Genomic DNA, 13,042 nt, shown 5'->3' on the forward strand with positions numbered 1-13,042 from the left:
GTTAACAAACCTCTCAGTTCATGCGATCCGGTCGATGACCAGGGGGTGACGGTCCGCTGTGCCGCCTTCGGAGACGTCGAAGGCACCGTCCAGGGACTCCAGGGCGCGGGCGAAACGCGCCTCGTCGTCGGCATGGAGGGTGAGCAGAGGCTGCCCCTGTGTGACCGTATCGCCCGGTTTGGCATGGCAGATGACACCCGCGCCGAACGACACCGGGTCCTCCTTGCGGGCTCGTCCGGCGCCGAGACGCCAGGCCGCGACGCCGACGCCATACGCGTCCAGCCTGGTCAGGACACCCGAGGACGGCGCGAGCACCTGGTGCGTCTCGGCCGCCTCGGGCAGCGGCGCGGACGGGTCACCGCCCTGCGCGAAGATCATCCGGCGCCAGACGTCCATCGCGGTGCCGTCCCGCAGCGCGTCGGCCGGGTCCTTGCCGCTGAGGCCGGCGGCGGCGAGCATCTCGCGGGCCAGCGTGACGGTCAGCTCCACCACATCGGACGGGCCACCTCCGGCCAGCACCTCGACGGACTCGGCCACCTCGACCGCGTTGCCGACCGCGTTGCCGAGCGGACGGTCCATCGCGGTGAGGAGCGCGACCGTGCGCAGGCCGTGGTCGGTCCCGATGGCGACCATCGTCTCGGCCAGCTCGCGGGCGTCGGCGGCGGTCTTCATGAACGCGCCGGAGCCGACCTTGACGTCCAGCACGAGCGCGCCCGTGCCCTCGGCGATCTTCTTCGACATGATCGATGAGGCGATCAGCGGGATCGACTCGACGGTGCCGGTCACATCGCGCAGCGCGTAGAGCTTTCGGTCGGCGGGGGCGAGGCCGCCGCCCGCGGCGCAGATCACCGCGCCCGCCTCCGCGAGGACGCCGAGCATCTCCTCGTTGGACAGGGACGCCCGCCAGCCGGGGATCGACTCCAGCTTGTCCAGCGTGCCGCCGGTGTGGCCGAGGCCGCGCCCCGACAGCTGGGGCACGGCCGCGCCGCAGGCCGCCACGACCGGCGCGAGCGGCAGCGTGATCTTGTCTCCGACGCCCCCGGTGGAGTGCTTGTCGGTGGTCGGACGGTCCAGCGCCGACCAGTCCATCCGCTCCCCGGACCGGATCATCGCGTCCGTCCACCGGGCCACCTCGGGACGGGTCATCCCGTTCAGCAGGATCGCCATCGCCAGCGCCGACATCTGTTCCTCGGCGATGGCGCCGCGCGTGTAGGCGTCCACCGCCCAGTCGATCTGCTCGGGCGTCAGCGTCCCGCCGTCGCGCTTCGCGCGGATGACATCGATGGCGTCCAAAGGGATCCTCTCTCCTGCGGGTCTATCAGCGCCGCTCTATCAGGTCGTCGGGGCCGAACGCGTCCGGCAGGACCTCCACCATGGGCAGGATGCCCCGGACCGTCTCCACCAGTAGTTCCGCGCCGCCGAACTCCCACAGCAACTGCCGGCAGCGCCCGCACGGCATCAGCGGGTTCCCGTGCCCGTCGACGACCGACAGCGCGACCAGGCGGGGGTTCTTCGACTTCCCCGGGCCGTGCAGCGCCGAGACGATGGCGCACTCCGCGCACAGGCCGAGCCCGTACGAGGCGTTCTCCACGTTGCAGCCGGTGATCACGCGGCCGTCGTCCACCAGCGCGGCGGCGCCGACGGGGAAGTTCGAGTAGGGACAGTAGGCCCGCTCCTTCGCCTCGCTCGCGGCGGTCCGTAGCGCGGGCCAGTCGATGTTCGTGCCACCCGTGTTCGTCATGCCCGTGTTCGTCATACCCCGTATCGTCTACCGCGCCTCGCCCCTGCGGTACCGCAGACCGTCCGCGGCGGGCATCCGGAGTCGCTGGCTCGCCAACGCCAGGACCAGCAGCGTCACCAGGTGCGGGGTGAAGGACACCAGCTCACCGGGCACGCTGTCGCTCGCGAGGAACCACGCCAGCAGGCCCGCGGCCGCGACCAGCGACAACACCGCGCCGACGGAGGCGCCCCGGACCTCGCGGCGACCGAGGTCGGTCCTGATCTGTGGCCGCAACCGGCCCGCGCGGACCGCCTGCCAGACCGCGACGGCGACCAGCAGGACGGTGACGAACAGCAGCAGCGCGTGCACGGACTGGCCGCCGCCGCGCACGTTCATCGCGTCGGTGTAGCCGAACAGCAGCGATCCGGCGGCCAGGCCGCCCGGACGCCAGTTGCCGAAGATCATGGCGGCGAGGCCGATGTAGCCGCGGCCGCCGGTCTGGCCGTCCTGGTAGAGCGGTGCGGCGACCGTGACGAGGAACGCGCCGGCCAGGCCCGAGAAGCCGCCCGAGATGACGACCGCGGCGTACTTCATCCGGTAGACGTTCACGCCCAGCGACTCGGCGGCGTACGGGTCCTCGCCGCACGAGCGGATCCGCAGCCCGAACGCCGTCCGCCACAGGATGAGGAAGCTCACCGGGACGAGCAGGATCGCCACCAGCGTCAGCAGCGACATACCGCTGGTCACGCCGCGCAGGATGCCCGCCACGTCCGACACCAGGAACCAGTGGTGCCGCTCCAGCGAGCCGAGCCAGTCGGGGCTCTTCCAGCCGCCGATCTCGCCGCCGGACAGCACTGGCAGTGTCAACGTCCGGATGGGGTCGAGGGGCGGGGACTGCCGGGGCCCGCCGCCGAGCGCCTTCGCCTCGCCGGTGTTGAAGATCAGCCCGGCGAGGAACTGGGTGAGGCCGAGCCCGAGGATGTTGATCGCGACGCCGGACACGATGTGGTCGACGCCGAACGTCACGGTCGCCACCGCGTGCAGCAGCCCGCCGAGCGCTCCGCCGAGGATGCCGAACACGACGCCGACCCATGGACCCCACTGGTACCCGGCCCACGCGCCCGTCCACGTCCCGAGGATCATCATGCCCTCAAGGCCGATGTTGATCACGCCGGAGCGCTCCGACCACAGCCCGCCGAGACCGGCGAGGAAGATCGGCACGGCGAGGCGGAGCGCGGCGCTGACCGTCCCGCTGGAGGTGACGTCGTCCGCGCCGTCCAGCACCCGGACGAGCGACAGCAGCACCAGCAGCCCGGACGCGATGAGCAGGTAGTGGGGCCAGCGCAGCTTCGACCCGCCGGCCGCCTTCACCTTGTCGAGAACCCCGGTCGCGGTCATGAGGCCCTCCCAGCGGCCTCACGGGCCAGGTCGCGGCCGGTGGCCAGCTCGTCGGCGACGGTCCGCTGCTGAAGCCGGATCTCCCAGCGCCGCACCAGCTCGTAGACGATGACGACGGTCAGCACCACCACGCCCTGCATCACCCCGACGATCTCCTTGGGCACATCGACCTCCTGGAGCACGTCGGAGGTCTGGTCGAGGAACGCGAACAGCAGCGCGGCGAGCGCGATGCCGACCGGATGGTTGCGGCCGAGCAGCGCCACCGTGATACCGGTGAAGCCGAGGCCCGCCGGGAAGTTCAGCGAGTACTCGTAGGACGCGCCGAGCAGTTCCGGCATCCCGATGAGGCCCGCCACCGCTCCGGACGCCACCATCGTGACGACGACCATGCGCTTGGCGCTGACCCCGCTGGCCTGCGCGGCGGACGGGGACAGCCCCGAGATCTTCAGGTCGAAGCCGAACCGGGTGTGGTTGATGACGATCCAGAACACCACCCCGACGACGATCGCGAGGGGCAGCAGCCCGTACACGTGGCCGGGCAGGTCGATGCCGATCGAGGACAGGAAGCCGTTCAGCGGCCCGACCCGCCCCTCGACCGGGATCTTGGGGGTGGCGACGTTGTTGCTGCCGGGCCGGACCTCGGCGAGCCGCTCGTCGTTCAGCAGGTAGGCGATCAGGCCGGTCGCGATCGCGTTCAGCATGATCGTGGACAGCACCTCGCTGACCCCGCGGGTGACCTTCAGGACGCCCGCGATCGCCGCCCACAGCCCGCCGATCAGCATCGCCGCGATGATCACCAGCATCTGGCCGAGCGGGGCGGGCAGGGTCAGCGCCCCGCCGAGCGCCGCCGCCAGGAACGCCGCCAGCCGGTACTGGCCGTCCACGCCGATGTTGAGCAGAGCCATCCGGAAGCCGATCGCCACCGCGATGGCCGACAGGTAGTAGCGGGTGGCCCGGTCGATGATGTCGACGATCGAGTTCTCGGTGGTGCCGTAGTCGATCATGCTCTGGATCGAGCTGACCGGGTCGGCGCCGGTGACCCGCAGCAGGATCATCGTGATGGCGAGGGAGATCAGCAGCGCCAGCACGGGCGCGCCGATCTTCAGCGCCAGCCCGCGCGGGCCGAGGCCCCGCAGGATCGCCTTCCACGACGGCACCGTCTCCGGAACCTTCGGCGGGGCCGCGCCCCCGGCGGGAGCGGCCTGTTTCGAGCCCGAATCCGGCGGCGCCGGGCTCGTCGGCGCCTCGTCCTTGGGGGGCTCGTCTTTCGGGGGCTCGTCCTTGGAGGGCTCGTCCTTGGGGGTGGACGGGTCCTCGGGCGGGGGGCCCGCCGGGCCGCTCACGACGCGTCTCCCGCGCCGGTCATGGCCGAGCCGAGCACCTGCGGGGTGACCGACCGCGGATCGACCTCCGCGACCAGCCGGCCCCGCAGGATCACGTGCAGGGTGTCGGACATTCCGATGAGTTCCTCAAGATCGGCGCTGATCAGCAGCACGGCCAGCCCGTCGGCACGGGCCTGCCGCAGGTGGTCCCAGATGGCGGCCTGGGCGCCGACGTCGATACCGCGGGTGGGGTGCGCGGCGATCAGCAGGCGGGGTTCGCCGGACATCTCCCGCCCGACGATGAGCTTCTGCTGGTTGCCGCCCGACAGGGCGGCGGCGGGCACCTCGATGCCGGGTGTCCGCACGTCGTACTCGCGGACGATCCGGGTCGTGTCGCGGCGGGCGCCGCGCCGGTCCACCCACGGGCCGCGGACGTTCGGCCGCTGGGTCTGGTGACCCAGCATCCGGTTCTCCCAGAGCGTCGCCTCCAGCACGAGGCCGTGCCGGTGCCGGTCCTCGGGGATGTAGGCGATCCCGGCCTCGCGGCGCCGCCGGGTCGCCCAGTGGGTGATGTCGTCGCCGCCGAAGGAGATCGTTCCGGCGTCCGCGTGCCGGATCCCCATGATCGCCTCGATCAGCTCGCTCTGCCCGTTGCCCTCGACACCGGCCAGCCCGACGATCTCGCCGCGGCGGATGCGCAGCGACACCCCGTCCACGACGGGGCGGCCCTCGGGGGTGAGGACCGTCAACCCGTCGAGGTCGAGCTGGACGTCCTCGGTGACGGTGGATTCGCGGAGCTCCGGGGTGGGCAGCTCCGATCCCACCATCAACTCGGCGAGGCGGCGCGAGGTCACCTGCGACGGGTCCAGCCGCGTCGCGACGGTGGTACCGCGCCGGATCACCGAGATCGTGTCGGCGACCGACAGCATCTCGTCCAGCTTGTGGGAGATGAACAGCACGGTCAGGCCCTCGGCGCGCAGGTCCCGCAGGTTGCCGAACAGCTCCTCGACCTCCTGCGGGACGAGCACCGCCGTCGGCTCGTCCAGGATCAGCACGCGGGCGCCCCGGTAGAGCACCTTGAGGATCTCCACGCGCTGCCGCTCGCCGACACCGAGGGTCTCGACCAGCACATCGGGCTCGACGCGCAGCCCGTACGCCCGCGACATCTCCTTGATCTTCGCGCGGGCGGCGGCGAAGTCGATGCGGCCGCGGCGCAGGCCCGTGGACCGTGGCTCGGCGCCGAGGATCACGTTCTCCAGCACGGTCAGGTTGTCGGCCAGCTTGAAGTGCTGGTGGACCATCCCGATACCGCGGCCGATCGCGTCCGCGGGGGTGCGGAAGGCGACCTTCTCGCCATCGATCTCGATGCCGCCCTCGTCCGGCCGCTGCATCCCGTACAGGATCTTCATCAGCGTGGACTTGCCGGCGCCGTTCTCGCCGCAGAGCGCGTGCACCTCGCCGCGCTCGATGGTGAGGTTGATGTCGCGGTTGGCGACCACGCCGGGGAACCGCTTGGTGATCGATGTCAGCCGCACGGCCGGCACCTGGTCAGGCACGAGTGCCCCTCCCTGCCTTCGGACGCTGCCTCAGACGTCGGCGGGCCGCGGGAAGCACGCGCCGGGCGCCATCCTCGCCGAGGATGGCGCCCGGCGGGCGCGCACGGCCACCGGCCTTACTTCGTGGGGACGGTGATCTTGCCGCTGACGATGTCGGCCTTCAGCTCGTCCAGCTTCGCCTTGATGTCGTCGACCTTGCCGCCGGACGCCGAGTAGCCCACGCCGTCGTTGCTCAGGTCGTACTTCTTCGTGCCGGGCTGGAAGGTGCCCTTCGCGACGCTCTCCACGAAGTCGTACACCGCCAGGTCCACGTGCTTGATCATGGAGGTGAGGATGAACTCCTTGGCCCCCGCGACCGCGGGCAGGTTGTACTGGTCGGAGTCGACGCCGATGGCCCACTTCTTGGCCGCGGCGACGGTCTTGATGACCCCGATGCCCGCGCCGCCCGCCGCGTGGTAGATCACGTCGGCGCCGGCGTCGAGCTGGCCCTTGGCGGCTTCGTTGCCGAGCGCCGGGTTCTTGAAACCGTCGAAGTTCGGCGGCTGCGTCAGGTACTTCGCCGGCAGCACCTTGACGCTCGGCTTGGCCTTCTTCGCACCCGCGGCGTATCCGGCCTCGAACTTGTTGATCAGCGGCACGTTGACGCCGCCGATGAAACCGATCTTGCCCGTCTTGGACTTCAGCGCCGCGGCGGCGCCGACGAGGAAGGAGCCCTGCTCCTCGGAGAAGCAGGCGCCCTTGACGTTCGCGCCGTCGACCTTGCACTGGTCCGCGTCGACGACGAGGAACTTGGTGTTCGGGAAGTCCTTGGCGACCTTGACCAGGGACGTGGTGTAGGCGAAGCCGACGCCGATGACCGGGTTGTAGCCCTTGTTGGCCAGCAGACGCAGGCGCGACTCCTTGTCGGAGTCCGGTTCATCCGGCTTGGCCGAGATCTCTTCTGTGGTGACGTTCAGGTCCTTCTTGGCCTTGTCCAGGCCCGCCGCGGCCGAGTCGTTGAACGACTGGTCGCCGCGGCCACCGATGTCGAAGGCGAGCCCGATCTTCAGGGTCTTCTTGCCGTCACCGTCACCGCTGCCGGTCTCCGCCTTCTTGCCACCGCACGCGGAAGCGCTGAGCGTCAGCGCCGCACCCGTCACGGTGACGAGCGAAATCTTCAATCCACGGCGCAAGGTAGCGCTCCTTCCGTTGCCGACCCACGGTCGGCGGCCGGTACGGCCACCGAAATCGATCGGACGCTACCTCGCGGAAGGTGGAAAACTCCCTGCTTGCACTGTTTCGCAACAGGTCCGTTACCAATGCGTAGGCATATCGCCACAGGTCAGGGCCGCGTACCGTTCCGAAACGGAGAGCATCTCTGAAGAACCCTTCCCCCCGGGGAGCCGGGGGGAAGGGACGGGGAGTCAAAGCGGGGGGTCGGAAGATCGGGGGTCGGGGGGGTCAGGCCAGAGCGGCGCCCTGGATGGACTGGGCGTCACCCGGACGCCCGCCCTCCCACAGGGCGGTCAGCGCGGTCGCGGTCAGCACCCGGACGCCCACGGCGATGCACCGCTCGTCGACGTCGAAGTCGCCGCGGTGCAGGTCGTACTCGCCGGGTGAGCCTGGAGTGCGGACGCCGAGCCGTGCCAGCGCCCCGGGGATCGACTCCAGGTACCAGCCGAAGTCCTCCCCGCCGAGACTCTGCGGAGTGGGAACGACACCCTCCTCGTCCATGACCTGCGCGGCCGCGTCCCGGAACATCTGCACGCTGGTCGCCTCGTTGACGGTCGGCGGGACGCCGCGGACGTACTCTAGGGACGCCTCCACGTCGTAGGCGGCGGCGACCGACTGCAGCAGCGCCTTCATCATCTCCGGCGCCCGGTGCCACGCCTCGTCGTCCAGGCAGCGGACGGTGCCCTCGGCGATCCCGTCGTCCGGGATCGCGTTGGCGACCGACCCCGCCGACACCCGGCCCCACACCAGCGACAGGCTGGAGCGCGGATCCACGCGCCGCGACAGCGCCGACGGCAACTCGGTGACGATCTTGGCGAGCGCGTAGACGAGATCGGCGGTCAGGTGCGGCCGGGCGGTGTGCCCGCCGGGACCGGTGACCTTCACGTAGACCTTGTCGCAGGCCGCGGTGATCGGCCCGGTGCGCAGCCCGAGCTGGCCGACCTCGATGCGCGGGTCGCAGTGCAGCGCGAACGCGCGGTCCACGCCCGCGATACCGCCGGCCGCCATCACGTCCAGGGCACCGCCGGGGGTCTCCTCGGCGGGCTGGAACAGCAGCCGGACCCGGCCGGGCAGCAGCCCCGCCTCCGCCTGCTGGGCCAGGAACAGGCCCGCGCCCAGCACCATCGTGGTGTGGACGTCGTGACCGCACGCGTGCGCGACGCCGGGGACCGTCGACCGGTACGGGACGCCCTCCTTCTCGTCGCGCAGCGGGAGCGCGTCGATGTCGGCGCGCAGCGCGACGGTCGTGCCGTCGGCCGGGCCGATGTCGCAGAACAGGCCGGTGCCGCCCGGGAGGATCCGCGGTTCCAGCCCGACAGCGCGCAGCCGCTCGGCGATCTGCTTCGTGGTGCGGTACTCGTTGTAGCCCAGCTCGGGATGCATGTGCAGGTCGCGGCGGAACGCGATCAGGTCGGTCTCGTGGCCGGCGAGGAAGGAGTCGAGCTGCGGTTGCAGCGCCGCGCCGCCGAGCACCACTCCGCCGCCTGCGCCGGACGGCCCGGAAGCCGCCGCGCCGGACGCGGAAGGCGGCCCGGACACACCAGACACGCCGGACGCGCCGGACGCGCCGGACGCGTCAGGCACACCCGACGCGGGAGGGGAACCGGAGCCGTCCTGGCCGTCCTGTCCCTCCTGGGCGTTCTGCCCTTCCTGGCCCTGCTGTCCGCCCTGTGCTCGCCTGTCCTGTGCCGCCTGCCCGCCCTGCGCCGCCTGCCCCGCGAGGCCCCCTGGCCCCGAGGCGGTCGGTGCCGCTGGGCCGGGCATCACCCCGTGTCCCGGATGTGTCATGTGCGCCCCCTGCGCGATGGCGGAGCCGAACGGCGTCCGCCCGGTGGTCTGGTCGATTGTGCTGTCGTCACCCTTGCCGGGCCGACCGCGGGCTTCCGTCCGCGGAACGTCCGGCGGGGGGCCGGAAGGCCGGTGCCGGGGCCCCGTGGGGCGATCGCCCGCCGCGTCCCGGCCGCCCGGTTCCTCAGGTCGCGGCATGAGCAACCTCCCCCTGTGTGACGAACCTGTCCTCCGCTAGTTCGACGATCGCCGCGTCGACGATGTTCTCAAGCGTGCCGCCCTCGGCGCGGATCGCGCGCTGACGCTCATAGGGCGCCCCGTGTTCGAGGACTTCCCCGGCCACCTTGAGCTCCTCCGCGCAGCCGAGCCGGTCGGAGACGGGCTCCAGTTCCCGGATCAGCTCGTAGAGGTCGTCGCGGAGTGGTGCGGTGTTCCCAGTGTCATCGGTGATGACGATGGCGTCGAGTCCGTATCTGGTCGCGCGCCACTTGTTGTCACGTACCACCCAGGCCGCGGGGCGGGGCAGGGTGTAGCCCCGGTCGAGCTGCTGATCGAACAGCGTCACCAGGCTCTGGCAGAGGGCCGCGGCCATGCCCACCTCCCGGAGGGTGGGGATGCCGTCGAACATGCGGATCTCGATCGTCCCAAAGTCCGGATGTGGACGGATATCCCACCAGACCTCCTTGATGCTCCGGATCGTTCCGGCACGCAGGAGGGTGTCCATGTAGCCCTCGAAGGCGGCCCAGTCGTCCAGCGAGTGGGGCGGGCCGGCGGTCGGGAGCTGGCCGAAGACCACGGCCCGACACGAGGCGAGGCCGGTGTCGCTGCCGCTCCAGAACGGGCTGGACGCGGTGAGCGCCAGGAAGTGCGGCAGGTAGGCCGACAGGGCGTTCACGATGGGGATCGCCTTCGCGCCGTCCGATATGCCCACATGGACGTGCACGCCGAACGTCTGGATGCGCCGGGCCAGCCACTGCATCTGCTCGATGAGCTGGGCATAGCGGCCCATCGGCGCCATCACGGCGTCGCGCCAGTCGCTGATCGGATGGGTGCCCGTGCAGGCCAGCGTGAGGTCGCGCTCGGCGGCGGCGGAGCGCAGGGAGGCGAGCGTGGCCGCGAGGTCGTCCTTGGCCTCGCCCACGGTGTTACAGATATCGGTCACGACCTCGACCGTCGACTCCATCAGCTCGTGACGGACCTTGGGGATTCCCGTGCCCTCGGCGAGGACGGGCAGCGCGGCGAGCACCTCGCGTGCGTCCTGCCGCAGGTGCCTGGTCTCCACATCGACGAGCTGGAGCTCCCACTCGATGCCGAGGGTCGCCCCGTTCGATGGGTTGAAGTCAATGGCCACGGCCAACCTCCGTCCACAATCCTTGCAGGTCGTTGCGTGGCACGTGGCGCAATTCAGCCAGCGGGTCCCTAAGCCTGGACAAACGCCGGTCCAGGTCACGTGTTCCACCATGATGGCGTCCGTGGCCGCGAGCCCGCCGCATCTCTTTGCCCTTTGCAGACCAATTGACTCGTACGGGCGGGACCCAGAGCGTGCGAAGCACACTTTTCGGTCATCGATCATGCCGAGGGCATCACTAGATCGGACTAGTCAGCCCGTCCCAAAATACCCGTCATGACGGACTGTAACCGATGACCGGGGATCCCCACACCTAGTGTGATTTCCGATACATCCCGAGGATCGCTCTCTCTCGGTTCGGGTACCTCTTCTCCGGATACGTCGCCTAGTCTTCGGGGGAGTCATGGGCGTTGGGGGCAGCTGCGCGGCTGCGGGAAAGAGGAGCGGCGAGAGCTTGCGACCAGAGCGACATGGGCTGCGGGCCGGGCTGCACCGCGCCGTGACGGTGATCACAGTGCCGCTCGTGGCGGTCTGCCTGACCGCACCACCGGCCCTGGCCGCACCGCCCGGCAGAGCCGCGCCGCCGTCCGATCCGGTGGGCGGACCACAGCTCGGGGCCCGCGGGCTCGTCGTCGACACGGCGCCCGGCGTCCCGGCCCTACCGAAGATCAAGGCGTCCTCGTACCTGGTCGCCGACGGTGACACCGGCGAGGTGCTGGCCGCCAAGGACCCGCACGGCCGCTACCTTCCGGCGAGCACCCTCAAGACGCTGACCGCGCTGGCCCTCGTCCCGAGGCTGGACCCGGACCGGCTCGTCCGGCCGTCCCAGCAGGCGTGCGACGTCGAGGGCACCAAGGTCGGGCTGACGCCGAAGATGAGCTACAAGGTCTCGGACCTGTTCCACGCGCTGATGATGATGTCGGCCAACGACGCGGCGGTGACGCTCGCCGAGGCGGACGGCGGGATGCGCAAGACCCTCGCCGACATGAACACCGAGGCCAGGCGGATCAACGCCCGCGACACCCTCGCCGGGTCGCCGAACGGTCTGGACAAGGACCTCGGCCTGAACGTGCGGACGCAGCACACCTCCGCCTACGACCTCGCGCTGATCCTGCGCGAGGGGCTGAAGAACGCCGACTACCGCAGGTACGTCCAGGCGATCGACTTCCGGTTCCCGGCGCCGCCCTCCAAGAAGGAGCGCAAGAAGGGCAAGAAGGTCGGCGGGTACCCGATCCACACGCACAACAAGCTGCTGCCGGGCGAGCGGTACGGCTACACCGGCCTGCTGGGCGGCAAGAACGGCTACACCATCGCCGCCGGGCAGACCTACGTGGCCGCCGCCCGCCGCGGCGGGCACACGATCATCATCTCGCTGATGAAGGCCGACATGCCACCCTCGCCGTACGCGGTCAAGCTGCTGGACTGGGGGTTCGCGGCGCGCGGGAAGGCCAAGCCGATGGGCACGCTGGTGCCTCCGGGTGACGCGCCGGAGCCCGACAAGGGCGGCCCGGGCGGGCTGCTGCCCGACGCCCCGCTGGCCTCGGACGACTCGACCCGGATGTGGCTTCTCGTGGGCGGCGGCGCGGTCGGCGCGGTCCTCGCGGCCGGGGTACTGATCGCCGTGCTGCGGCGGCGGCGCCGCTACGGGCTGCCTCCGGCGCGGTCCACCGAGCCGTCCTACGACGAGACCGGCCGGTAACCGCGGGCGGCGGCGGGGTCGTCGCCCGCACCCGCCCGCTCGGGGCTGTCGGCGTCGGCGCTGAGGACGATGCGCCGCGTGGCCGTCCACGCGGCGGCGAACAGCACGAACCGCGACACGACGTTGATCCACACCATCAACCCCACCAGCACGGCGAACGAAGCGTAGACGGGGTTCTGCGTCGTGCGTCCGATCAGCAGCGTCGCGATCTGCTTGAGGGCCTCGAAGCCGACGGCGCCGAACAGCGCGCCCCTGGCGATCCGCCGCCATGGCGCGCGGGTACCGGAGAGCCGGGTGAACAGCACCAGGAAGATCACCGTGTCGAACGCCATCGCCACGGCCAGCGACAGCAGCCGCAGCCCCGTCCCTGCGCCGGGCACGTCCTCCAGGCCGAACCAGCCGAGCACGGTGTGCGTCGCGGACGTGGTGACGGTCGAGATCGCCATGCCGCAGACCAGGATCACGCCGAGGAAGCCCAGGACAGCCAGGTCCCACAGCGTCTTGAGGACGTAGTTGCCGCCGCCGGTCGGCTCGTTTCCCCACATGTCGCGCAGGGACTCGCGCAGCACCTGCACCCAGCCGAGGCCGGTGAAGAGCAGCGCCACCAGGCCGAGGATGCCGACGGCCGTCTTGGACTGGGCGATCTCCTCCACCTGGAGCTGACCGGAGAGTCCGGGCAACAGCGAGTTGACCGCCCGGACGAAGTAGTCGCGCGCCTGGCCGCTGACCCCGACGAGGTAGCCGAGCAGCGAGTACGCGAGCGCCAGCAGAGGAAAGAACGACAGGAATCCATAGCAGGTGAGAGCCGCCGCGAGCCGGTCACCGCGCCGATCCATGTAGCGCTCGAACGCTCGTCCCAGATGGTCGAACCACTTCGAGCGGGCGCGCGCGCCGCTCAGCAGGCTCTTCCCCGTGTCCAGCAGAGTCTCGCCCTGCCGTTGCACCTTGGTGATCACCCGCCACATGAACGCAACGTACCCGGATTCGGACGGTCGATGC

The 13,042-nt window shown here is 70.8% G+C and carries 10 protein-coding genes; 1 reads left to right on the forward strand and 9 read right to left on the reverse strand.

The genetic code is table 11. From position 1 onward, the window contains the following. Positions 1-18 precede the first annotated feature (18 nt). From AMA02S_RS08410 to AMA02S_RS08445, 8 genes are all read right to left on the reverse strand, one after another. On the reverse strand, positions 19-1,293 hold the full coding sequence (locus tag AMA02S_RS08410; protein WP_067454304.1) for a thymidine phosphorylase: 1,275 nt from the start codon (positions 1,291-1,293) through the stop codon (positions 19-21). A gap of 25 nt (positions 1,294-1,318) precedes the next feature. Continuing rightward, positions 1,319-1,756: a cytidine deaminase gene (locus AMA02S_RS08415; protein WP_245667409.1), complete on the reverse strand. Its 438-nt coding sequence runs from the start codon at positions 1,754-1,756 to the stop codon at positions 1,319-1,321. A gap of 12 nt (positions 1,757-1,768) precedes the next feature. Continuing rightward, complete coding sequence (locus tag AMA02S_RS08420; protein ID WP_067454306.1) at positions 1,769-3,118, reverse strand: ABC transporter permease; 1,350 nt, start codon at positions 3,116-3,118, stop codon at positions 1,769-1,771. Then, positions 3,115-4,461, reverse strand: a complete 1,347-nt coding sequence (locus AMA02S_RS08425; RefSeq protein WP_245667410.1) for an ABC transporter permease — start codon at positions 4,459-4,461, stop codon at positions 3,115-3,117. Before AMA02S_RS08425 ends, AMA02S_RS08420 begins: the two co-directional genes overlap by 4 nt. Further along, a complete protein-coding gene (locus AMA02S_RS08430; RefSeq protein ID WP_067454308.1) occupies positions 4,458-5,996 on the reverse strand; it encodes an ABC transporter ATP-binding protein in 1,539 nt (512 codons plus the stop codon). The genes AMA02S_RS08425 and AMA02S_RS08430 overlap by 4 nt, the downstream gene beginning before the upstream one ends. Positions 5,997-6,112: 116 nt before the next feature. After that, the gene (locus AMA02S_RS08435) at positions 6,113-7,168 is read right to left on the reverse strand and encodes a BMP family lipoprotein (RefSeq protein ID WP_067454310.1); all 1,056 of its coding nucleotides are present in this window, start codon (positions 7,166-7,168) and stop codon (positions 6,113-6,115) included. A gap of 268 nt (positions 7,169-7,436) precedes the next feature. Next, complete coding sequence (locus tag AMA02S_RS08440) at positions 7,437-8,681, reverse strand: M20 family metallopeptidase (RefSeq protein WP_084264883.1); 1,245 nt, start codon at positions 8,679-8,681, stop codon at positions 7,437-7,439. A 499-nt stretch (positions 8,682-9,180) separates the two neighbouring features. Continuing rightward, positions 9,181-10,347, reverse strand: a complete 1,167-nt coding sequence (locus AMA02S_RS08445; protein WP_067454763.1) for a glutamate--cysteine ligase — start codon at positions 10,345-10,347, stop codon at positions 9,181-9,183. Positions 10,348-10,798: 451 nt separating this feature from the next. On the opposite strand from AMA02S_RS08445, the gene AMA02S_RS08450 reads away from it, so the two are divergent. Beyond that, positions 10,799-12,043, forward strand: coding sequence for a D-alanyl-D-alanine carboxypeptidase family protein (locus AMA02S_RS08450; protein WP_245667411.1), 1,245 nt, complete (start codon positions 10,799-10,801; stop codon positions 12,041-12,043). Here AMA02S_RS08450 and AMA02S_RS08455 read toward each other — a convergent pair. Next, positions 12,022-13,008, reverse strand: coding sequence for a YihY/virulence factor BrkB family protein (locus AMA02S_RS08455; RefSeq protein ID WP_067454315.1), 987 nt, complete (start codon positions 13,006-13,008; stop codon positions 12,022-12,024). The genes AMA02S_RS08450 and AMA02S_RS08455 overlap by 22 nt on opposite strands. Positions 13,009-13,042: the final 34 nt, after the last annotated feature.

The organism is Actinomadura macra NBRC 14102, from assembly GCF_001552215.1.
In the GTDB taxonomy this organism is placed as follows: Bacteria; Actinomycetota; Actinomycetes; order Streptosporangiales; family Streptosporangiaceae; genus Spirillospora; species Spirillospora macra.